Source organism: Primorskyibacter sp. S187A (genome assembly GCF_049800955.1).
In the GTDB taxonomy this organism is placed as follows: domain Bacteria; phylum Pseudomonadota; class Alphaproteobacteria; order Rhodobacterales; family Rhodobacteraceae; genus JAKVBH01.
Genome location: NZ_JBNAGA010000002.1, coordinates 1010001 through 1030444 on the forward strand (window position 1 = coordinate 1010001; position 20444 = coordinate 1030444).

Genomic DNA, 20444 nt, shown 5'->3' on the forward strand with positions numbered 1-20444 from the left:
AACTGCAATTCTCTGCGGGCCAAGTTGTGGAGCGGCGAGCTGACAGCAAGTCAGAGCTAATGTTGCGCTACAAGATGGGTTCGAAACGCGGACCGTTTCAACCGGCCGTGGGCCTCTCCCTTGCAGAAGATGGAGAGGCATGGATCGGATTTGGTCAGACTTACACGATGCAGTGGGGGTCTTCACCATTCTACGCCGAGCTTCACGCCATGCCTGGTTTATATTCCAGTGGTGGTGGTTTCGAGCTAGGCGGTCCAATCGCATTTAGATCGGGTATCGAAGTTGGATTTGAGAACCGCCGTGGATGGCAGTTTGGTCTGAGTTTCGATCATAGATCAAATGCAGGTATCTATGAAGACAATCCCGGTATTGAAACGGTTCAATTCCGAGTGTCGATACCAACCAACTAATTGATTGTTATCAGTGTCCAGTCTTGTGACGGCGTACCTTTTGTATAATGGGTCATCGACTTGGTCTATCTAGCAAGCTTAAGCCGATAGGTGTAGGCGCAGCGAAAGCGAGTCTTAATAGGGCGTCGAGTTAGATGGATCAGACCCGAAACCGAGTGATCTAGGCATGACCAGGTTGAAGGTAAGGTAACACTTACTGGAGGACCGAACCCACATCTGTTGAAAAAGATCGGGATGAGTTGTGCCTAGGGGTGAAAGGCCAATCAAACTCGGAGATAGCTGGTTCTCCGCGAAATCTATTTAGGTAGAGCGTCATCCGAATACCCCGGGGGGTAGAGCACTGGATGGGTAATGGGGCCCCACAGGCTTACTGATCCTAACCAAACTCCGAATACCCGGGAGTACTAGATGGCAGACACACAGCGGATGCTAACGTCCGTTGTGGAGAGGGAAACAACCCTGACCTACAGCTAAGGCCCCTAATTCATGGCTAAGTGGGAAAGCAGGTGGGACGACCAAAACAACCAGGAGGTTGGCTTAGAAGCAGCCATCCTTTAAAGATAGCGTAACAGCTCACTGGTCTAAATAAGTTGTCCTGCGGCGAAGATGTAACGGGGCTCAAGCCATGAGCCGAAGCTTAGGATGCCGTAAGGCATGGTAGCGGAGCGTAGTGTGACATAGCTTCATTCCTCCTTAGATCCTTAGGGATCACTGGAGGAGAGAAGCTTTCTGTGAAGCCGGCCTGTGAGGGATCCGGTGGAGAGATCACTAGCGAGAATGATGACATGAGTAGCGACAAAGAGTGTGAGAGACACTCTCGCCGAAAGTCCAAGGGTTCCTGCTTAAAGCTAATCTGAGCAGGGTAAGCCGACCCCTAAGGCGAGGCCGAAAGGCGTAGTCGATGGGAACCAGGTTAATATTCCTGGGCCAGATGGAAGTGACGGATCATGAAGGTTGTTCACCCTTATTGGATTGGGTGGGCCGCTAATTGGTCCCTGGAAATAGCTCCATCATTAGATCGTACCCTAAACCGACACAGGTGGACTGGTAGAGAATACCAAGGCGCTTGAGAGAACGATGTTGAAGGAACTCGGCAAAATACCTCCGTAAGTTCGCGAGAAGGAGGCCCGGTTCCTAGGCAACTAGGGGCTGGGGGCACAAACCAGGGGGTGGCGACTGTTTACTAAAAACACAGGGCTCTGCGAAGTCGCAAGACGACGTATAGGGTCTGACGCCTGCCCGGTGCCTGAAGGTTAAAAGGAGGGGTGAGAGCTCCGAATTGAAGCCCAGGTAAACGGCGGCCGTAACTATAACGGTCCTAAGGTAGCGAAATTCCTTGTCGGGTAAGTTCCGACCTGCACGAATGGCGTAACGACTTCCCCGCTGTCTCCAACATCGACTCAGCGAAATTGAATTACCTGTCAAGATGCAGGTTTCCCGCGGTTAGACGGAAAGACCCCGTGCACCTTTACTACAGCTTCGCACTGGCATCAGGCACAATATGTGCAGGATAGGTGGTGGGCTTTGAAGCAGAGACGCCAGTTTCTGTGGAGCCTCCCTTGAGATACCACCCTTATTCTGCTTGATGTCTAACCGCGGTCCGTTATCCGGATCCGGGACCCTGCGTGGTGGGTAGTTTGACTGGGGCGGTCGCCTCCTAAAGCGTAACGGAGGCGCGCGAAGGTTGGCTCAGAGCGGTCGGAAATCGCTCGTTGAGTGCAATGGCAGAAGCCAGCCTGACTGCGAGACTGACAAGTCGAGCAGAGTCGAAAGACGGCCATAGTGATCCGGTGGTCCCGAGTGGAAGGGCCATCGCTCAACGGATAAAAGGTACGCCGGGGATAACAGGCTGATACTGCCCAAGAGTCCATATCGACGGCAGTGTTTGGCACCTCGATGTCGGCTCATCTCATCCTGGGGCTGGAGCAGGTCCCAAGGGTACGGCTGTTCGCCGTTTAAAGAGGTACGTGAGCTGGGTTTAGAACGTCGTGAGACAGTTCGGTCCCTATCTGCCGTGGGTGTAGGATACTTGAGAGGAGTTGCCCCTAGTACGAGAGGACCGGGGTGAACGATCCACTGGTGGACCTGTTGTTGCGCCAGCAGCAGTGCAGGGTAGCTATGATCGGACAGGATAACCGCTGAAGGCATCTAAGCGGGAAGCCCCCCTCAAAACAAGGTATCCCTGAGAGCCGTCGTAGACTACGACGTCGATAGGCCGGAGATGTAAGCATGGTAACATGTTCAGTTGACCGGTACTAATTGCTCGATAGGCTTGATTTGATCCAGTAATAGCCAGGCTATTATGGACGATGAAGCATACGCTCCTAATCAGCGTACTGACTTGGAAACTTGGACTTTTCTTGGTTTGGTGATCATAGCACGAGCAAAACACCCGGCTCCATTCCGAACCCGGTCGTTAAGTGCCGTAGCGCCGATGGTACTGCATCTTAAGGTGTGGGAGAGTAGGTCATCGCCAAACCTAGTAAGGTCCAAGTTACGTATCTCTCTAACGATGCGCCACAGATCACGTTCTAAAAGACCTGAGGCGCACACTGGTTGGCGCGGGATGGAGCAGCCCGGTAGCTCGTCAGGCTCATAACCTGAAGGTCGCAGGTTCAAATCCTGCTCCCGCAACCATCTCAATCGACACCCCGCCCGTAAAAAGGCGGGGTTGGTCGTTTTGGGGAGCTGGCTGTTGTCGACACTCCGCCAATTCCCTATATATTTCGATCGCGTGTCCATCCGCGCCGCGACTGTGTCGCGCTTGCTGAACTTGCGGTGTGTTCAAGGCCAGTATCCTGGCATCACCTAAGCCCGGCGTGAGATATCATTTCTGTGCCATTATCGCTGACAATGATGTCGAGTTGGCCGTGCATGCGGATCAGGTCATCCAGTTCGCGGGTCATCGGCGCACCAGACAGGGAACGATCCACCACCGTTGCCAATGCCTCGCGCGTGCAGTCATCCACTCTCCAGAGCACCCGGAACCGTTGACCATCCTCAAAAGCATCAGACACGAAGTCGAGCGACCAACGCTGATTGGCGCGATCCGGCACCAGAATTGGCCAGCGCGTCCCCAAAGCCCGCTTACACGACCGTCTGCGACGGACTGCCCGCCCTTCTGCGCGATACAGCCGGAACAGCTTCTTGTGGTTCACTTCAAATCCCTCTCTGGCAGGCAGAATGCCCAAATGGCGGTACCCGAACCGGCGACGCTCGTTCGCCAATTCGCGCAGCCACTTGCGTAGAAGCTCATCGCCCTGATCCTGCTTCTGATATTGGAAGAGGGACCTGTGCAGATCAGCTAACTTGCATGCCCGACTCTCAGACCGCGCCGATCCATCACGTCCGACACAGCCCTGCGCTTCACATCAGGCGCCAATAATTTTTTGTGGCGAGATCCTTCAGCGCGGCATTGTCCAGCATCGCATCCGCCAGCATGCGCTTCAGCCGGTTGTTCTCATCCTCAAGCGCCCGCGGCTTCTTCGCGTCTGACACGTTCATCCCGCCGAACTTGGCCTTATATTTGTAGAATGCGGCGTCGCTGATCCCGTACTTCCGACACAACTCCTGCGCCTTCACCCCGGCTTCGTATTCTTTGATCATCCCAATGATCTGTTCATCACTAAATCTGCGTGTCATAGCCCATCCTCTCTTGGGACGGATTACCATCACTTCAGGGGGCTGGGTCGGTAACCGTCCCTAGTCGTTCGCGTGCCCGAGTGTGACACTTGTGAGCTTCCAGTTACTGGAAGGATCCTATATCCTCTCATCAACGATCACGGAGCGCCCATGTCCCAGTCACAACACGTCACGTTGATCCTCGATGGTCTCAATTGTGGATCCTGCGTTGCCAGGGCCGATAAATCTTTGCGCGCAGTGCCGGGAATTGACAACGTATCGGTCAACCTCGCAACCAACACCGCAGGATTTGACGCGTCTGATCCGTCAGGCGTGGCGCAGGCCATGACGGCGTTGCAGACGGCTGGCTATCCGCCGCGAGAAGAGCGGCTCACGCTAGACGTTCAGAATATGACATGTGGTGCGTGTTCCGCGCGTGTGCAGGCGGCTTTGGAAAAACAGCCCGGCGTTGTCTCATCAACGGCCAATCTGGCATCCGGCCGCGCCTCCGTGATCTATGCGCAAGGCAGCAATTCGGCACAGGACCTGGCAAAAGTCTGCACCGATCTGGGATATCCCGCGCGCCCCGTGTCGCAGTCAAAGGGCGCAAGCCAGGGCGAGCAACAGGCAGAGGAAGCCGCGCGCCTCAAACGCCGGGCTCTCTTCGCGGCTTTGCTGGCGCTGCCGGTGTTCATTCTCGAAATGGGCGCACATATAATCCCGGGCATGCATCACTGGATCGCCCGTACCATCGGGCTGGAAACGTCGTGGTGGATCCAGTTCATTCTGTCCAGCATTGTCCTGTTCGGGCCCGGGCGGATCTTCTTTGCGAAGGGGGTCCCCGCGTTAATCAAACGCGCGCCCGATATGAACGCGCTTGTTGCGATTGGCACAGGCGCTGCATGGTCATTCTCTGTCTTTGCGTTGTTGTTTCCATCCCGCTTGCCCGAAGGGACGCGCGCTGTCTATTTCGAGGCTGCGGCTGTTATCGTCGTCCTGATCCTTGTGGGGCGCTGGCTGGAAGCCCGGGCCAAGGGGCAGACGGGCGCTGCGATCCAAAAGCTGATGGGTCTGCAAACGCGCACCGCGCGGGTCATTCGCAAGGGCACGGAGTTGGACGTTGATATCGATACGGTCGGTGTGGGCGATGTGGTGTCGGTGCGCCCGGGTGAACGCGTGCCTGTTGACGGCACCGTCCTGGAAGGGGCGAGCCATGTTGACGAAAGCATGATCACCGGGGAAGCCATGCCCATGGCCAAGTCCATCGGCGATGCCGTTACCGGTGGCACGGTCAATGGCAACGGGCATGTATTGGTGCGGGCGGAACGTGTCGGCGCTGACACGACGCTGGCCCAGATCATTCGGATGGTCGAAGATGCGCAGGGCGCGCGCCTGCCCATTCAGGCACTGGTCGATCGTGTGACGCTCTGGTTCGTGCCGGGTGTAATTACCATTGCCGTGCTGACGTTGATGGTCTGGCTGACGTTTGGCCCCGCCCCGTCTTTGGGACTTGCCCTGGTGGCCACGGTTTCGGTGCTCATCATCGCATGCCCCTGCGCGATGGGATTGGCGACGCCAACGTCGATCATGGTGGCCACAGGCCGCGCGGCGGAAATGGGTATCCTGTTTCGAAAAGGAGAGGCCTTGCAAAGACTGAGCGACGTCACGGCCGTAGCCTTCGACAAAACCGGGACCGTGACAGCAGGCGCACCGCATTTGACCGACATCGTCGTGGCCAATGGATGGTCGCGCGAAGATGTGTTGCGGCTGGCGGCGTCTGTTGAAGCAAAGTCCGAACACCCAGTGGCGCAGGCCATTGTAGAGGCGTGCGAAAGGGAAGGGGTCGGTCGCTCAGAGGCCACCGCATTTCAAACCACTACGGGCGCTGGTGTCAGAGGCGACGTCGAGGGGAGCATTGTCATCATCGGGACGGCGGCCTTTCTTGAGAAACAGGGGATTGCGTCGGAGGACCTGCGCCAACCTGCCTATGAGCTTGCCGCATCGGGGCGCAGCGTCTTTTTCGTGGCAATAGACGGCGAACTCGCAGGGCTTCTGGCGGTGTCAGATCCGATCAAGCCCACCAGCGCAGACGCGATTGCGCAGCTCAAGGCGCGCGGCCTGCATGTCGTCATGATTACCGGCGACCGTCAGGAAACGGCGCAGGCAATCGCGCAGGATGCGCAGATTGATGACGTCGTGGCGGGAGTGCGACCCGAAGGTAAGGTCGAGGCGATCGATGCTTTGAAAGCTGCAGGGCACAAGGTGGCCTTCGTCGGAGATGGCATCAACGATGCGCCAGCCTTGGCCAGCGCGGATGTGGGCATTGCCATTGGAACCGGAACGGACGTGGCCATAGAAAGCGCGGATGTTGTTTTGATGTCCGGTGATCTGCACGGCGTTGTGAACGCCATGGCCATCAGTGTCGCGACATTGCGCAATATTCGGCAGAACCTGGTCTGGGCGTTTGGCTATAACGCAGCTTTGCTTCCTGTGGCGGCGGGTGTTCTCTATCCGGTCTTTGGGCTGTTGCTGTCCCCTGTTTTTGCAGCGGGCGCCATGGCTTTGTCCTCCGTATCTGTTCTCAGCAATGCGCTGCGCCTGCGCGGGCTCAAGCCTGTTGTAGCGCGGAGCAAGAGCGCCTCAGGCAACCTGGGCGTTGAAGTCGTGTCCAAAGAGCAAGCGGCATGAATATTGGAGAGGCTGCGGCCCGCAGCGGTTTGCCCGCAAAGACCATCCGATACTATGAAGATATTGGGCTTGTCGTCCCGTCTCGCGGCGCCAACGGGTACAGGGCGTTTGTGGAACACGACATCCACAAGCTCGCCTTTCTCGGGCGCGCCCGTGCGCTGGGGTTTTCCGTGGAGGATTGCAGGCACTTGCTCGCGCTCTACGAGGATCAGGGACGCGAGAGCGCGCAGGTCAAACAGCTGGCGCAAGCGCATCTGGCGGAGATTGATGACAAGATTGTGCAATTACAGTCCATGCGAGACACGCTAGCTCATTTGATAGAGGCGTGTCATGGCGATGCGCGGCCCGATTGCCCTATCCTGAATGATCTGGCCGATCCTGCCAGGGACGAGCGCCCCAGCTAGAGAGGCGATCACATGAAATCTACGTTCATCAAAACGGCCGTTGGCGCATTGGCCTTATGCTCTGCCATGGTCACCGGGCCTGTTTTTGCCAACAGCATTTCTTTTGACAAATCATGGAAAGAGCAGGGGCTCCTGCGGCTGTTTGGCAATGAATATGCGCTGAAGGGGCGGTCTCTTGGTGTGTCGTCTGATGGCACGGTCTCTGTGATATGGCGACCGGTGGATGCGGGGTTGAGGCAGGCCAAACGGGCGTCGTGGAATTGGGCCGTTCAGGAAGGCGTCGCGCCGACTGATCTGACCCGCAAGGGGGGCGATGATCGCAATCTGGCGCTCTATTTTGTCTTTCTTGATCCGCAATCGGCGGACAACCTGTCCCGGACATCGGCCCGCAAACTCTTGCGCAACCCGAATACCCGCGCGTTGGTCTACGTTTGGGGCGGAGATCATGCGCGGGGCGATCTGTTGCGCAGCCCTTATTCTGCGGGGCTCCGGACAAAGATCATGCGCACGAATGCGCAAGGATCGTTTTCGGAGAATGTAGATTTGGCGGCGGATTACCGTCGCGCGTTTGACGGAGAAGCCGGGGTGTTGGTGGGTCTCGCGATCACAGCGGATAGCGATGATACCAAAGGCCGTATCCGTGCGACCCTGTCAGATCTGACATTGAAATAGGCATGGGCCGCGCCCCGAGGGAGCGGCCCAGTCCAATGCGTTGATCAGAGAATGAAGTCGTCCGCGTCGAGCGCATTGGCGTTCACGCCGAGCAAAATCACGTTCGTTTCGGCATCCAGTTTGACCTCGGTGAAGCCGAAGCCGCCATCGATTGCGCCGGACAGGGCGCTGAAGCTTTCGAAGCCAAACGCGCTCACATCAAGATCATCATGGCCCAAGCGGAAATCCTGAATGATGTCTGTCCCGTCGCCAGAGGCAAAGACAAAGACATCATCGCCGCCACCGCCGATATGGTAATCGTCGCCCGTGCCGCCTGTCATCGTGTCGTCGCCACTTTCGCCGAGCAGGATGTCGTCGCCCGCGCCGCCCAGGACGATGTCGTCATCGCGACCGCCCAGAACGATGTCGTTTCCGTCGCCGCCATCGACCGTGTCGTCGCCGCGACCACCAAGCATGATATCTGTGCCGCCATCGCCAGACATGTCATCATCGCCGCTGCCGCCGAGCAGGTCGTCATCACCCGCGCCACCAGACATGATGTCGTCGCCGCCATCGCCGGTCAGCAAGTCGTTCCCTGTGCCGCCATCGACCGTGTCGTCGTCATCCCATCCGATCAGGATGTCGTTGCCACTCTCGCCGAGCAGCTTGTCGTCACCGTCATCGCCGAACACGAAATCACTGCCCGCGCCTGCGAGGACCAGATCGTCGTCTGCACCGGCTTCAACAATGTCGTTCCCGCCCTTGGTTGAAATCAGGTCATCACCGCGACCTGTCACGACGAGATCGACCCCATCGCCCTTGATCACAAGGTCAATTTGCGCGGCGTCGCCATCCTCATCTGTGAGAACATCGACGGGCAGAAGCACACCATCCAGCACATGCACAATGCCGTTCGCGGCCTGAATATCGGTTGCCACGAGGTTTGGATTGGCAATGTCCGGATCTGCATCCACAAGGCTCGTGCCATCCACGGTCAGCGTACCGCCTTGCAGCGTTGTGACAGAGCCCGCGTCCACGACCTGGCTCAGTTGCAGGCTTTCGCCCGCCACGTGATAGGTCAGGATTTGCGTGAGCAGACCAATGGGATCTTCGCCATTGTTCAGCAATGTCAGTGCATCGACGATATAGCCGAAGGCGCCTTCTTCATCGCTGCCGCCATAGCCAAGATCCTGGGCAAGGCCGATGAAAGCTGCATCATTTGGCGCAAAGACCGTCAGGTCTGCGGCCACGTCATCAAGCGTTCCTGCAAGACCAGCGGCCACAACCGCCTCGCGCAGCAGGTCGAAATCCTCGCCATTGCTGTCAAACCCTTCGCCCGATTCCAGGACGATGCCCGTGATCGTCTTCGCGTCATTGCCCGCCAGATCTTCCGGGATCAACACGCGGTCAATGACATGAACGATGCCGTTGTCAGCTGCGATGTCCGTGTCGATCAGGGAGGGGTTGATGAGGTCGGGCTCAAGATCGCCCAGCGTCGGCAACTCGCCCGCATCGATAACGCCGCCTTGCAGCGTTGTCAGCGTTCCAGCAGCGCTGATGTCAGCCGCGCTCTGCGCGCCGGGCAAGACGTGATAAGTGACGACGGTTTCCAGAAGATCGGCGCCCAGACCTGTGAGGAAGGTTGTGACAGCGGCTTCATCGCCTGTGTCGCCCGCAAAACCCAGATCACTGGCCAGCCTTGCGAAGGCATCGTTCGTGGGGGCAAATACAGTCAGGCTTTGGAGAGGATCATCCAATGTCGCTCCGTAAGATGTGCCTTTCTCACTGTCGATGAAGCCGATTGCGGCGACAAGGATGGAAAAATTTGGATTGCCTGCAGCGATCCCAACGATGGTGGCCATGTAGTTCTCTCCTCATTTTCGGCAGGGGGGCAGCGTCCCTGTGCGGCGAAACCATGCGCGCGTCGCGGCTGGACCCCCTGAATTGACACACGCGATGGGCGGTCTCCGATATCGCGATGTAGCCTCTACGTGAGGAGGGCGTGATTGGATGTCGAGAGTTTCGGCGCCATTTTGCCGGTCCGGAATAAATGCTTATTTTTCAATGCATCTTTTGCCCGCCTCTGACGGGTTCGTGATCGCTCGGTGCGCTTCTGTGAAATTGGTTAACGATTGAGCTTCTGCAGGCGTGCCGTAACCGAAAGCCCATGGGCTTCTAGGCTTTCCGAGGCGGCCAGCACTTCAGCGGCCGGGCCAATGGCTGCGAGCGCGCCGGGGCTCATCTGGGCCAAAGTGGTGCGCTTCATGAAATCGAGAACAGACAAGCCGGACGAGAACCGGGCGGAACGGGCTGTTGGCAAAACATGGTTTGGCCCGCCCACGTAATCGCCAATGGCTTCCGGGGTCCATTGGCCCAGGAAAATGGCACCTGCATGGGTGATCTTTGCGCTCAACGCATTCGGATCATCGACGCAGAGCTCCAGATGTTCAGGCGCAATGCGGTCAGAGAGCTGGGCTGCTTCGTCCAGATCACGCACCGTGATGATCGCGCCGAAATCGCGCCAGCTGGCGCCTGCGATGTCGCGGCGTGCCAGTGTCTTGAGGCGCTCCGTCACAGCCTCCGCCACGTCGCGGCCATGGGCCTCATCCGTGGTGATCAGGATGGATTGGGCGCTCTCGTCATGTTCTGCCTGGCTCATGAGATCGAGAGCAAGCCAATCCGGATCAGCTGTCCCATCAGAAATCACGAGGATCTCCGAGGGGCCTGCGATCATGTCGATGCCGACTTTGCCAAACACGCGCCGTTTCGCGGCGGCGACAAAAGCGTTGCCGGGGCCTGTGATCTTGTCGACGGCGGCAACGGTCTGGGTGCCATAGGCCAGCGCTGCAATCGCTTGCGCACCGCCGATCCGGTAGATCTCATCGACGCCCGCAATTCGCGCGGCCAGCAGGACCAGGGGGTTCACGATGCCATCGGGCGTCGGCACTGCAATGGCCAGTCGCGGCACGCCTGCAACCTTGGCAGGAATGGCGTTCATCAAAACAGAAGAGGGGTATGAGGCGAGCCCGCCCGGAACATAAAGACCAGCTGCGCTGACAGGCGTCCAGCGCCATCCAAGCGTCGCACCGCTTTCATCGACCCATTCCGCATCCTCTGGCAATTGCCGGGCGTGATAGGCGCGGATGCGATCTGCCGCGAGCTCCAGAGCGGCCCTGTCACCCTGCGAAACTTTGGTGCATTCCGCCTCGATCTCGTCCTGCGTGAACGCCATGGAGGCAGGCGTCAGGTCCAGCCGGTCAAATTTCTTGGTCAGGTCGAGAACCGCCTCATCGCCACGTGCGCGCACATCCGCAATGATGCCTGCGACAACGTCATCCACATCCGGGCTGTCTTCCCGTTTTGCACCCAAAAGCGCTGTGAACTGCGTTTCGAAATCGGAAGCTGTCGAAGACAGGAAGACTGGCATGAGAGGGCTCCTTTGACCTGCGTGCTTTAGCGCTCTCACGGGGCAGGCTCAAGGCGTGGCATCGTCCAGTTTGCAGAGCATCAACAGATCGTCGCGGGGCGTGTTGTCGATCATGACGGACCGGGGGCGGCGGCCAAACTGCTCAAAACCAGCATTGCGGTACATCTGCTGCGCACGCTTGTTTTCGGCATCCACACAGAGCTCGACCTGCAACAGCCCCTCTTCTCTGGCGCTGGCGAGCATGGCGTCCAGCAATTGCCGCCCCAGCCCGCGGCCCTGCGCTGCGGGCTGAACGTAGAACGGGCCGATATCGGCGGTGTGTTGCAGTCGATGCGGCCCCGCGCGCCGCAATGTCGCGATGGCCACGACGGTGCCGTCTTGCTCTGCGCCCCAATGATGCCCAGCGGCCAAAGCGCGGGTCAGAGTCGCATCAGAGACAAGGCGCGCTTCCGATTCTGTCAGCAGGAACGCATCGGGAAAGAGGCGCAACCCCTCCAGCCAGAGCTTGCGATATGCCTCGAGATCCCTAGGCGTCAGGCGCCTGATCATTCCGGATGACGGGGCGCTTGACCCGACGGCGCAAGATAGGGTCGGGTCACGTCCTTGAGTGTGACCTCCAGTGCTTCAACGTCCAGTCGAATGGCGCCGTCTCCCGCCAGTGTCACGATGAGGGCGCCGGTGCCGTCCTCGCCCGCTTCAAACTCAAGAGCGAGCAGGGAGAGGATGATATCCTTGTCCGCGCGGTCCACCCCGGAGGACGCGACCCGCATGACGTTTTCCATGACCAGCACACTTTGCACACGCTCTGGCTTGCGGCCCCGGCGCTCTGCCTTTGGCAGGTCTTCCCAACGAAAGCGGTTGAGCAGCAAGGCGAAACGACGCTGTTTGGCGTTCCATGTCATCTCGGTCACGGGGAAGACGGCGTCTTGCACCAGAGCGGAGATCACACCCAGATCATCAGCATCCAGCGCGCCAAGGTTGAGGGGTTTCTCCCCACCATCTTCAAACGCCGCGTCCTGTGTCATTCGCCTTTAATCCGTTCGATCTTTGCGCCAACGCCGGAGAGTTTGCGCACGACATGTTCATACCCGCGATCGAGGTGATAGACGCGGCTGACCGTTGTGTCACCCTCCGCGGCCAGACCAGCCAGAATGAGCGAGACGGACGCGCGCAGATCGGTGGCCATGACGGGCGCGCCTTTCAAGCGGTTCACGCCGGTGACGGTAGCAGTGCCGCCCTGAACGTCAATCTCGGCGCCCATGCGAATGAGTTCTGGTGCGTGCATGAAGCGATTTTCGAAGATCTTTTCCTGCAAAACCGAGGTGCCCTCCGCCGTGCACAGGAGCGCCATCATCTGCGCTTGCAAATCTGTGGGAAATCCGGGGAAGGGTTCGGTTTCGACATCGACGGCCTGCACGCGGTCGCCCCGGCGTTTGACCATGAGACCCGTGCTGGTTTCTGTCACGTCAATACCCGCGGCATCCAGCTTCTCGACAAAGGCGCCCACAAGATCGAGACGCCCTCCCAAAAGCTCGACCTCGCCGCCGGCAATAGCGGGAGCAAGCATGTAGGTGCCCAGCTCGATCCGGTCTGTGACAACCGGATGCGTGGCTCCGCCCAAACGGTCAACGCCCTGAATGGTCAGAGTTGAGGTGCCTTCGCCCTCGATCTGCGCGCCCATCTTGCGCAGGCAGCGCGCCAGATCGACGATTTCCGGCTCGCGTGCGGCGTTTTTCAGAACACTTGTGCCCTTGGCCAGCGTTGCGGCCATCAAAGCATTTTCGGTTGCGCCCACAGAAACGAAGGGAAATTCAAACGTGCCGCCTTTGAGCCCGCCTGGCGCTTTGGCATGCACATAGCCCTCGCGCAGGTCCAGCTCCGCGCCCATGGCTTCGAGCGCCTTGAGGTGCAAATCAACAGGCCGCGCGCCGATGGCACAGCCGCCCGGCAATGAGACGATCGCATGACCATCGCGCGCCAGCATCGGGCCCAGCACAAGAATGGAAGCGCGCATCTTGCGCACGATGTCGTAGTCGGCGGTGTGATTGTGAATGTCATGGCTCGACATGGCGAGCACCTGACCGTCTTGCAAACCGGAGACTTCCGCGCCCAGCGATTGCAGCAGCGTTGTCATCGTGCGGATGTCAGATAGCCGGGGCGCGTTCGTCAGCGTCAGGGGTTCTTCGCTCAGCAAGGTCGCGGGCATGAGCGTCAGACAGGCATTCTTTGCTCCGGCAATCGGGATCGACCCGTTCAGGGGGCCGTTGCCGGTCACGATGATGGAATCCATGGTTAACTGTCCTCGCTCTTTGCCTCTGCGCCGTCATCAGGGCGGTTCTGCTCTCCCCGGGCGCGCGCTTGTGCTTTCCTGCGGGCCATATTCGCCTTGAGCGCTGCTTTCAACCGTTCGTCGCGCGCACTGGCAGCGCTTTGCTTGTCCGGTCTGGTTGGGGGGGATTTGCCTGTCATGGGATGTGTCTATCGCACTGCGGAAAAAGCGTCCAGATTGCGCTTGCGCGAGTCCTGTTTTGAAGCTACGAACCCCGCCTATCGGCGCTGCTGTAGCTCAGAGGTAGAGCACTCCCTTGGTAAGGGAGAGGTCGAGAGTTCAATTCTCTCCAGCAGCACCATTTCCCAGCTCACCCCGCAAATATGTCCCGCAGCGATGCTGTGTCTCTTGGTCTCGCCGTTCAAAGGGGCGCTGTCATGACTGCCTTGATGCGGCTCTCGGAGTATCACGCCCGGTGGCACTCTGCACGCAGGCACTGTCTGGGGGAAAGAGCTAGAGAGACACTGCGCCTAGAGTTGGGCCCAACGACACTGACCCAATGCGCACATCCGCCCAAAGGCCCGCGGCGCGCCTCAGCAAATTGCACTCAAGGCCTGATTGCGTGACCGCGTGTGCTCCAGTATGCATGCCAGTCAATACGCTTCACGGAGGGTGCCATGCCCCGGATTGTCCACATTGAACTTGATGATGCCAATTTGCCAAGGCCCACGCCAGAGGTTGAGCAGGAACGCAAGGTGGCGATGTTTGACCTGATGGAAGCCAACAGCTTTGTGTTACCCGCCCGCGAGGCGCGCCCTGTCTTGCCGGGGCCCTACCGGCTGGGTTTGTCGATCCGCGACAAGAAGCTGGTCTTTGATGTTGCGACAGAAGCCCATGAAACGGCTGCTGTCTTTCAGCTCTCGCTGACACCGTTCCGGCAGGTCGTGAAGGATTACTTCCAGATCTGCGAAAGCTATTTTGATGCGGTGAAGAAACTGCCGCCGAGCCAAATTGAAACGATCGACATGGCGCGGCGCGGCATTCACAACGAAGGCGCACGTATTTTGCAGGAACGCTTGGAGGGCAAGGCGGAGATCGACACGGACACCGCACGACGCCTGTTCACGCTCATTTGCGTTTTGCATTTCGGGGGCTGAGGTGACGCGGGAGCTGCCTCAGTCAATTCTGTTTTGTTGTGACCACAACGCCGTGCGATCGCCCATGGCGGAAGGCATGATGAAGAAGCTTTTTGGCATGCAAACCTATGTGCAATCCGTGGGGGTGAAAAACAGTCTCGAGATTGACGGCTTTTCGATTGCCGTTTGTCAGGAGATTGGAGTTGAGCTGTCGCGCCATCGCTCGCGTAGTTTTGACGAAATGGAGGAGTGGGGCGATGATCTCTCCTCTTTCGATCTGGTCGTCGCGCTGTCGCCTGCATCGCAGCGCCGTGCGCTGGAGCTGACGCGGTTCTTTCACCTTACGGTCGAGTATTGGCCGATCCTTGATCCAACCGGGTTGGGGGAGGGGCGCGAGGCGAAGCTGGCCTCATACCGGGTGGCCCGGGACCAGATATTGGCGCGGTTGAAAGACAATTGGGGAGAGGGCGCTCATGCGTGATGTCGTGGCACAGTATTTTGACGCATTTAATCGAGGCGACGTGGATGGCATGCTGGCGTGCCTGTCCGAGGACGTGGCGCATCACGTGAATGAAGGGCAGGTACGACGTGGCAAAGAAGCCTTTGCTGCGTTTTGTGCCCATATGGCGCGCTGCTACCGCGAGACGCTGACCGACATGGTGATATTTGAGGCCGAAGGCGGCGTACGCGCTGCGGCGGAATACACCGTCAACGGAACTTACCTCGCAACTGATGCGGGCTTGCCGGAAGCCCATGGGCAGAGCTACCGACTTCCAGCAGGCTCGTTCTTCAGTCTCAAGGATGGCAAGATCACGCGCGTTGTGACCTACTACAATCTCGCGGATTGGATGGCGCAGGTCTCCAATGGTTGAGACCCGTGTCCTGACCGGTGCGGCCTTGTCCAACGCCTTGGATGATGTGGCACGGCTCAGGATGATCGTGTTCCATGAATGGCCCTATCTCTACGAAGGCGATCTGTCTTACGAACGGGCGTATCTTGAGCGCTACAGCACGTCGTCGGGCGCTGTGCTCGTGGGCGCATTTGATGGCGCGAGGCTGGTTGGCGCGTCCACAGGCACCCCGCTGGCGGATCACGCGGATGAATTTCAGGACGCGGCACAGCATCTTCCCGATCCTTTGGAAGATGTGTTCTATTGCGCCGAGAGTGTGCTCTTGCCGGAGTTTCGAGGCAGAGGTCTCGGACACGCGTTTTTTGACGCGCGCGAGGACCATGCCAGAGGACTTGGTGCGCAGGCATCGGTTTTTTGTTCGGTCATCCGCCCGAAGACCCATCCGCTGCGTCCCAGTGTCTACCGGCCTTTGGATGGCTTTTGGCGCAATCGCGGCTATGCGCCTCTTGAGGGCGTAACGATCGGCTTTTCCTGGTTGGATCTCGATAAGGACGAGGAGGATATCAAACGGCTTCAGGTTTGGTATCGCCGTCTCTAACGACCGCAGCTGCGATGCGTTGAGGCTGACAAATGGCTTGCGGCACACTACCTTTGGCGCATGAAACATGCTGCTTTCGTTGTGATCATGGGCCTTATGCCCGTTGCTTTAACTGCTGAAGAGGTGGCCCCGTCGCCTTTGGAACGTGGGGCCGAGTTGTTCTTTGAGCATCTTTTCGAAGAGTTCGACCCGGCGCTTCGGCAATTGCAGGATCTGACCGATGGTCTGGAGCCCGGCTTGCGCTCTTTTGCTGATGAGATGGGGCCGGTTTTGCGGGATTTGATGACCCAGATTGAGGATTGGAGCGCCTATCATCCTCCGGAAATCCTTGAGAATGGCGATATCATCCTGCGCCGAAAAGAGCCTGAGACGCGGCCTGAGCCGCAGCCGCCAGTCGTCGACGCCATAGACATCTGAGCTAAAGATCTGAGCCGCGCGTACGTCGGGGCAATAAAAGGCCCATCAGACGAGCGATCCCCTTTGCCCCGGCAATCCCCCCCAGAAAGCCAATCACGGCAAAGACCATGCCTTCGAACGTAAGCGGCGCTGCGGGTTTGTAGGCGGCCCATGCGGCGCGCGCGATATCTGTATCCGTCAGCCGCGCAGCGTAATAGGCGCGGGTGAAGGGGCCCGCCGCGGACAGGAGCTCGAGATCGGCTGATAATCTTTCGGCCCGCTCGATGGTCCGCGTCATGTCCGCTTGCCGTTGGATCAAAAACGCCGATCCGGAGAGCTCGGCCAAGGCCGCTTCCCGTGTGAGCCCCGCAGATGCAGCGGAGGCGTCAAAATCTGCGACCACCTCTTCCAAAGCATCGACAGCACCGCCCAAACGCTGCGTGTATTGCTGCGAGAATTCAGGGAATTGGGACAAGCCCGCCGCCCCTGCAACGCCAAGCGCGAGGCTGATGCTGCGCAGGATCACGGGTGCGCGCGCGCCGCCAGAAGTCGTGCGACGGGTGCAATCAAAGCCATACCGATGGCGCGGGTGTTCTGGGCATCAAGATGAACGGAATCGAGCTCTGAGGCCTGTGCGACTTCGCGCATATCGACCCAGTCCACACCCATGTCCATGGCAGCCATTTCCGTCATCCGCGCAAGCCTGCGGGACGCCGCGATCAAAGGTCCGGAGACAACAGGATCAGCTCCGGCCACGAGCGGCGGCGGGGCCACGAGCAGAACGTCAGGCTGGGCCCATGCGACATGGCGCGATTGCCGGTGTGTTTGCACAATCTCCACAAGGCGGCGCAAACCTGCCGCGACCTGATCCGGCCGATAGCCCTGGTAGATGTCATTTGTACCCAACATGATGACGACGAGATCAAGCGGCGCATGGCTGTGCAGCAGCATTGGCAAAACGCGCGCACCGTTCATATCGCAGGGCATCGCGTCATTGTCCCGGCACGTGGAGCGCCCGCGCAGGCCTTCTGCAATGACATGCGCATTCTCCAGCCCGGCCGCCAACACGTTGGGCCAACGATCCTCAAAAGCCAAGCGGCCTGATGTGGCGGGGCAATGGCCCCAGGTCAGGCTATCTCCGAAACACAAAACGTGTTGCACGTCACACCCCTTCTTTTGTCTCAAAATACCTCGGGGGAATTGGCCGAAGGCCAAGGGGGCAGAGCCCCCAACCCGCTACGTCAGCGCCACGCCATAAATGCCTGCGATCCGCGCGACAGCTTCTTCAGGCGGCATCTCCTCGCTCTCACCTGTGCGCCGGGAGGTCAGCTCGACCACGCCGTTCTTGAGCCCACGCGGCCCCACGGTGATCCGCCAGGGCAGGCCAATCAGATCCATCGTGGCGAACTTGCCGCCCGCCCGCTCGTTGCGATCGTCGTAGAGCGGTTCGAGCCCCAGAGCCGTGAGGCTGTCGTAGAGCGCCTGACAGGCGGCGTCGGCCTCGTCATCGCCCTGTTTAAGGTTCACGATCCCGCAGTGGAACGGCGTCACGCCTTCGGGCCAGATGATGCCCTTGTCGTCGTGGCTGGCCTCGATGATCGCGCCCAGCAGGCGCGAGACGCCAATCCCGTGACTGCCCATGTGCACCGGCACGCGCGCGCCGTCAGGGCCAACGACCGTGGCGCCCATGGCCTCGGAATACTTGGTGCCAAAGTAGAAAATCTGCCCGACCTCGATCCCGCGCGCCACCCGGCGGCGTTCTTCGGGAATGGCGTTGAACATGGCTTCGTCATGGGTCTCATCAGTGCGGGCATATTTGGACGTGAACTCTTCAAGCACGCCCGCACAGGCCTCGACACTGTCATAGTCGATGTCACGATCCCCAAAGGTCAGATCGGTGACCGCGCTGTCGTAGAAGACCTCGCTCTCGCCGGTTTCCGCCAGCACGAGGAACTCGTGCGTGTCATCGCCGCCGATGGGCCCTGAATCCGCACGCATCGGGATCGCTTGCAGCCCCATGCGCTCGTAGCTGCGCAGATAACTCACCAGATGGCGGTTATAGGCATGCAGCGCGTCTTCTTTGGTCAGGTCGAAGTTATAGCCGTCCTTCATGTAGAACTCGCGCCCCCGCATCACGCCAAAGCGCGGACGGATCTCGTCACGGAACTTCCACTGGATGTGGTAGAGCGTGAGCGGCAGATCCTTGTAGCTGTTCACATGGGAGCGGAAGATGTCCGTGATCAGCTCCTCATTGGTGGGTCCATAGAGCATGTCGCGGCCATGGCGGTCGGACATGCGCAGCATCTCTTGCCCGTAATCCTCATAGCGACCGCTCTCGCGCCACAGATCGGCCGATTGCAGCGTGGGCATGAGCATCGGGATATGGCCCGCGCGGATCTGCTCTTCATGCACGATATCCTCGATCTTCTTGAGCACTTTGAACCCCAGCGGCAGCCAGGAATAGATCCCGGCGCTTGCCTGTTTGATCATACCGGCGCGCAGCATATAGCGATGCGACACGATCTGCGCCTCGGCAGGGGTTTCTTTCAGGACGGGCAGGAAATAGCGGCTCAGGCGCATGGGGAACTCCGAAAAACGTGCGGTCTTTCGGATAGAGGAACCGACACGGCCCGGCAAGCCTGTCCTTTACACGCGCCGTCGCTGACCCCATACCGATGCCATGAAAATGGCACGGCGCCTTGTGGTGAGCCACATCATGATCTGCACGGCTCTGTTCTGGGCCGTAGGGTTGGCCATCGATCATCCGTCCAGCCCGTTGTTTTCGATTTTCGACCCATTTGGGCAGGGAAGGCGCTTCCTTTGCCGTGGACGATCATCCTGGCCGCAGGGCTTTTGTGTGGCATCGGCATGGGCGTACACACCGCGCTTTTTCGCGCCGCATGCCATGCGCCAGCCCGGGTTTTTCGACCGCGTCTCAATCGGGTGCGCACCGCGATCGCATTTGCGCTCATCTTGCCAATTGCTGCGATTTTTTTCGTGCCAATCCCAGTTCTTTTCGTGCTGGTTCAGAGCGCGACGCGCGCGATACACGGAAATTGCTGCGATGCCCAAGCCATTCAGTCTCTCTTGACGTCTGCGATCATCCCTTTGTCTATTGCCTATATCGTAAGCTGTCAGAGCCTCGCGCTCGTCCAGCGTCGCAGGTACCGCATCCTTGCCTTTGTTGCCGCGTGGGGAGGGGTCTATGGCGGTATTGTTTTCCTCGCCGGAGAGACGGTGATCTGATCACACAAGGTCACGGTGCCGTGTGTGCGTTGTAATCTGTGGTCCGTTTCGTTTTAGCCTCCGTACCCCTCGCATATCACAATCAGGGAGATTGATATGTTCGGGACCATCAAAACAACCATCGCCGCGCTGGCGCTTACAGCATCCGCCGCATCGGCCAACACGATCGTGGATATCGCCGCGGGCGATGAGCGCTTCTCGACACTTGTGGCCGCCGTCACAGCCGCCGGTCTGGCTGAAACCCTCTCCGGCCCGGGGCCCTTCACGGTTTATGCGCCTGTCAATGACGCCTTCGCGGCGCTGCCCGAGGGCACTGTCGAGACGCTGCTCAAGCCTGAAAACAAGGACCAGCTGACCAACGTGCTGCTCTACCATGTGGATGACCGCAAACTGAAAGCCGCGGATTTCCCCTCGGGTTCCAATTACTTCAAGCCGGTTCTGGCATCGGAGCGTCTGTGCATCACATCGCATTCCGGCGTGACAATTGCCGATGGCAGCGGCGAGACCGCAAACGTCATTATTGCTGACATCGTGGCCGACAATGGTGTGATCCATGTGATCGACAAGGTTCTGCTGCCGGGCGAGCGCCCTGCGTGTCACTAAGCGCAAAGACTTTGCGAGAACGGAAGGCGGCTTTGGGCCGCCTTTCTTTTTGACTGCTGTGGGCTTTGGCGGGCCTCCCGTTTGGTCAGTTTTGCAAATCCGGCCCCTCGCGCAAGACAGCGGCTCCGGTGTTGGTTTGCGCCG

At 59.0% G+C, this 20444-nt stretch carries 18 protein-coding genes, 2 tRNA genes, 2 rRNA genes and 1 pseudogene (1 of these 23 only partly in view); 14 read left to right on the forward strand and 9 right to left on the reverse strand.

What is annotated here, in order from left to right; genetic code table 11:
* The 3 genes from ACP15S_RS15945 to ACP15S_RS15955 form a co-directional block, all read left to right on the forward strand.
* A 23S ribosomal RNA gene (locus tag ACP15S_RS15945) occupies positions 1-2690 on the forward strand; it begins 733 nt to the left of the window's first position.
* 84 nt (positions 2691-2774) lie between these two features.
* Positions 2775-2889: ribosomal RNA gene (gene rrf, locus ACP15S_RS15950) — 5S ribosomal RNA — on the forward strand.
* An 81-nt stretch (positions 2890-2970) separates the two neighbouring features.
* A tRNA-Met gene (locus tag ACP15S_RS15955) sits at positions 2971-3047 on the forward strand.
* 179 nt (positions 3048-3226) lie between these two features.
* Here ACP15S_RS15955 and ACP15S_RS15960 read toward each other — a convergent pair.
* A pseudogene (locus ACP15S_RS15960) lies at positions 3227-4052 on the reverse strand (IS3 family transposase); the annotation flags it as partial.
* Positions 4053-4202: 150 nt separating this feature from the next.
* On the opposite strand from ACP15S_RS15960, the gene ACP15S_RS15965 reads away from it, so the two are divergent.
* The 3 genes from ACP15S_RS15965 to ACP15S_RS15975 are packed head-to-tail and all read left to right on the forward strand — an operon-like array spanning position 4203 to position 7795.
* A complete protein-coding gene (locus ACP15S_RS15965) occupies positions 4203-6719 on the forward strand; it encodes a heavy metal translocating P-type ATPase (RefSeq protein WP_425040624.1) in 2517 nt (838 codons plus the stop codon).
* Positions 6716-7123 (forward strand): Cu(I)-responsive transcriptional regulator, encoded by a 408-nt coding sequence (gene cueR / locus ACP15S_RS15970; RefSeq protein ID WP_425040625.1) that lies wholly within the window; start codon positions 6716-6718, stop codon positions 7121-7123. Before ACP15S_RS15965 ends, cueR begins: the two co-directional genes overlap by 4 nt.
* 12 nt (positions 7124-7135) lie before the next feature.
* The gene (locus ACP15S_RS15975; RefSeq protein WP_425040626.1) at positions 7136-7795 is read left to right on the forward strand and encodes a DUF3047 domain-containing protein; all 660 of its coding nucleotides are present in this window, start codon (positions 7136-7138) and stop codon (positions 7793-7795) included.
* A gap of 44 nt (positions 7796-7839) precedes the next feature.
* Here the strand turns inward: ACP15S_RS15975 and ACP15S_RS15980 are convergent, their stop codons facing one another.
* From ACP15S_RS15980 to murA, 5 genes are all read right to left on the reverse strand, one after another.
* Positions 7840-9636 carry a fasciclin domain-containing protein gene (locus ACP15S_RS15980; protein ID WP_425040627.1) on the reverse strand — a complete coding sequence of 599 codons (1797 nt, stop codon included), beginning with the start codon at positions 9634-9636 and terminating at the stop codon, positions 7840-7842.
* Between the two features lie 263 nt (positions 9637-9899).
* Complete coding sequence (gene hisD, locus ACP15S_RS15985; RefSeq protein WP_425040628.1) at positions 9900-11201, reverse strand: histidinol dehydrogenase; 1302 nt, start codon at positions 11199-11201, stop codon at positions 9900-9902.
* A 48-nt stretch (positions 11202-11249) separates the two neighbouring features.
* Complete coding sequence (locus tag ACP15S_RS15990; RefSeq protein ID WP_425040629.1) at positions 11250-11750, reverse strand: N-acetyltransferase family protein; 501 nt, start codon at positions 11748-11750, stop codon at positions 11250-11252.
* Entirely contained in the window at positions 11747-12226 is a 480-nt protein-coding gene (locus tag ACP15S_RS15995; RefSeq protein WP_425040630.1) for a DUF2948 family protein, read from the reverse strand. Before ACP15S_RS15995 ends, ACP15S_RS15990 begins: the two co-directional genes overlap by 4 nt.
* Complete coding sequence (gene murA / locus ACP15S_RS16000) at positions 12223-13491, reverse strand: UDP-N-acetylglucosamine 1-carboxyvinyltransferase (RefSeq protein WP_425040631.1); 1269 nt, start codon at positions 13489-13491, stop codon at positions 12223-12225. Before murA ends, ACP15S_RS15995 begins: the two co-directional genes overlap by 4 nt.
* A 265-nt stretch (positions 13492-13756) precedes the next feature.
* Between murA and ACP15S_RS16005 the strand changes: the two genes are divergently transcribed.
* The 6 genes from ACP15S_RS16005 (at position 13757) to ACP15S_RS16030 (ending at position 16472) form a co-directional block, all read left to right on the forward strand.
* Positions 13757-13831 (forward strand) — tRNA-Thr (locus tag ACP15S_RS16005).
* A gap of 316 nt (positions 13832-14147) precedes the next feature.
* On the forward strand, positions 14148-14627 hold the full coding sequence (locus ACP15S_RS16010) for a UPF0262 family protein (RefSeq protein WP_425040632.1): 480 nt from the start codon (positions 14148-14150) through the stop codon (positions 14625-14627).
* A gap of 1 nt (position 14628) precedes the next feature.
* Positions 14629-15087 carry a low molecular weight phosphatase family protein gene (locus ACP15S_RS16015; RefSeq protein WP_425040633.1) on the forward strand — a complete coding sequence of 153 codons (459 nt, stop codon included), beginning with the start codon at positions 14629-14631 and terminating at the stop codon, positions 15085-15087.
* A complete protein-coding gene (locus tag ACP15S_RS16020; protein ID WP_425040634.1) occupies positions 15080-15478 on the forward strand; it encodes a ketosteroid isomerase-related protein in 399 nt (132 codons plus the stop codon). The genes ACP15S_RS16015 and ACP15S_RS16020 overlap by 8 nt, the downstream gene beginning before the upstream one ends.
* Positions 15471-16055, forward strand: a complete 585-nt coding sequence (locus ACP15S_RS16025) for a GNAT family N-acetyltransferase (protein ID WP_425040635.1) — start codon at positions 15471-15473, stop codon at positions 16053-16055. The genes ACP15S_RS16020 and ACP15S_RS16025 overlap by 8 nt, the downstream gene beginning before the upstream one ends.
* Positions 16056-16115: 60 nt before the next feature.
* Entirely contained in the window at positions 16116-16472 is a 357-nt protein-coding gene (locus ACP15S_RS16030) for a hypothetical protein (protein ID WP_425040636.1), read from the forward strand.
* A 1-nt stretch (position 16473) separates the two neighbouring features.
* Here the strand turns inward: ACP15S_RS16030 and ACP15S_RS16035 are convergent, their stop codons facing one another.
* The 3 genes from ACP15S_RS16035 to proS form a co-directional block, all read right to left on the reverse strand.
* On the reverse strand, positions 16474-16977 hold the full coding sequence (locus ACP15S_RS16035; RefSeq protein ID WP_425040637.1) for a DUF2937 family protein: 504 nt from the start codon (positions 16975-16977) through the stop codon (positions 16474-16476).
* Positions 16974-17612: an SGNH/GDSL hydrolase family protein gene (locus tag ACP15S_RS16040; RefSeq protein ID WP_425040638.1), complete on the reverse strand. Its 639-nt coding sequence runs from the start codon at positions 17610-17612 to the stop codon at positions 16974-16976. Before ACP15S_RS16040 ends, ACP15S_RS16035 begins: the two co-directional genes overlap by 4 nt.
* 75 nt (positions 17613-17687) lie before the next feature.
* A complete protein-coding gene (gene proS / locus ACP15S_RS16045) occupies positions 17688-19031 on the reverse strand; it encodes a proline--tRNA ligase (RefSeq protein WP_425040639.1) in 1344 nt (447 codons plus the stop codon).
* 417 nt (positions 19032-19448) lie between these two features.
* On the opposite strand from proS, the gene ACP15S_RS16050 reads away from it, so the two are divergent.
* Together ACP15S_RS16050 and ACP15S_RS16055 are read left to right on the forward strand one after the other, a co-directional pair.
* Complete coding sequence (locus ACP15S_RS16050; RefSeq protein WP_425040640.1) at positions 19449-19697, forward strand: hypothetical protein; 249 nt, start codon at positions 19449-19451, stop codon at positions 19695-19697.
* A 96-nt stretch (positions 19698-19793) separates the two neighbouring features.
* Positions 19794-20300, forward strand: coding sequence for a fasciclin domain-containing protein (locus tag ACP15S_RS16055; protein ID WP_425040641.1), 507 nt, complete (start codon positions 19794-19796; stop codon positions 20298-20300).
* The last annotated feature ends 144 nt before the right edge of the window (positions 20301-20444 follow it).

Coding starts and splice junctions, on each gene's coding strand:
- ACP15S_RS16055 (WP_425040641.1), top strand. CDS start 19,794: ATGTTCGGGACCATCAAAACAACCATCGCCGCGCTGGCGCTTACAGCA.
- murA (WP_425040631.1), bottom strand. CDS start 13,491: ATGGATTCCATCATCGTGACCGGCAACGGCCCCCTGAACGGGTCGATC.
- ACP15S_RS16010 (WP_425040632.1), top strand. CDS start 14,148: ATGCCCCGGATTGTCCACATTGAACTTGATGATGCCAATTTGCCAAGG.
- ACP15S_RS15990 (WP_425040629.1), bottom strand. CDS start 11,750: ATGATCAGGCGCCTGACGCCTAGGGATCTCGAGGCATATCGCAAGCTC.
- cueR (WP_425040625.1), top strand. CDS start 6,716: ATGAATATTGGAGAGGCTGCGGCCCGCAGCGGTTTGCCCGCAAAGACC.
- proS (WP_425040639.1), bottom strand. CDS start 19,031: ATGCGCCTGAGCCGCTATTTCCTGCCCGTCCTGAAAGAAACCCCTGCC.
- ACP15S_RS15975 (WP_425040626.1), top strand. CDS start 7,136: ATGAAATCTACGTTCATCAAAACGGCCGTTGGCGCATTGGCCTTATGC.
- ACP15S_RS15995 (WP_425040630.1), bottom strand. CDS start 12,226: ATGACACAGGACGCGGCGTTTGAAGATGGTGGGGAGAAACCCCTCAAC.
- ACP15S_RS15965 (WP_425040624.1), top strand. CDS start 4,203: ATGTCCCAGTCACAACACGTCACGTTGATCCTCGATGGTCTCAATTGT.
- ACP15S_RS16020 (WP_425040634.1), top strand. CDS start 15,080: ATGCGTGATGTCGTGGCACAGTATTTTGACGCATTTAATCGAGGCGAC.
- ACP15S_RS15980 (WP_425040627.1), bottom strand. CDS start 9,636: ATGGCCACCATCGTTGGGATCGCTGCAGGCAATCCAAATTTTTCCATC.
- ACP15S_RS16030 (WP_425040636.1), top strand. CDS start 16,116: ATGAAACATGCTGCTTTCGTTGTGATCATGGGCCTTATGCCCGTTGCT.
- ACP15S_RS16025 (WP_425040635.1), top strand. CDS start 15,471: ATGGTTGAGACCCGTGTCCTGACCGGTGCGGCCTTGTCCAACGCCTTG.
- hisD (WP_425040628.1), bottom strand. CDS start 11,201: ATGCCAGTCTTCCTGTCTTCGACAGCTTCCGATTTCGAAACGCAGTTC.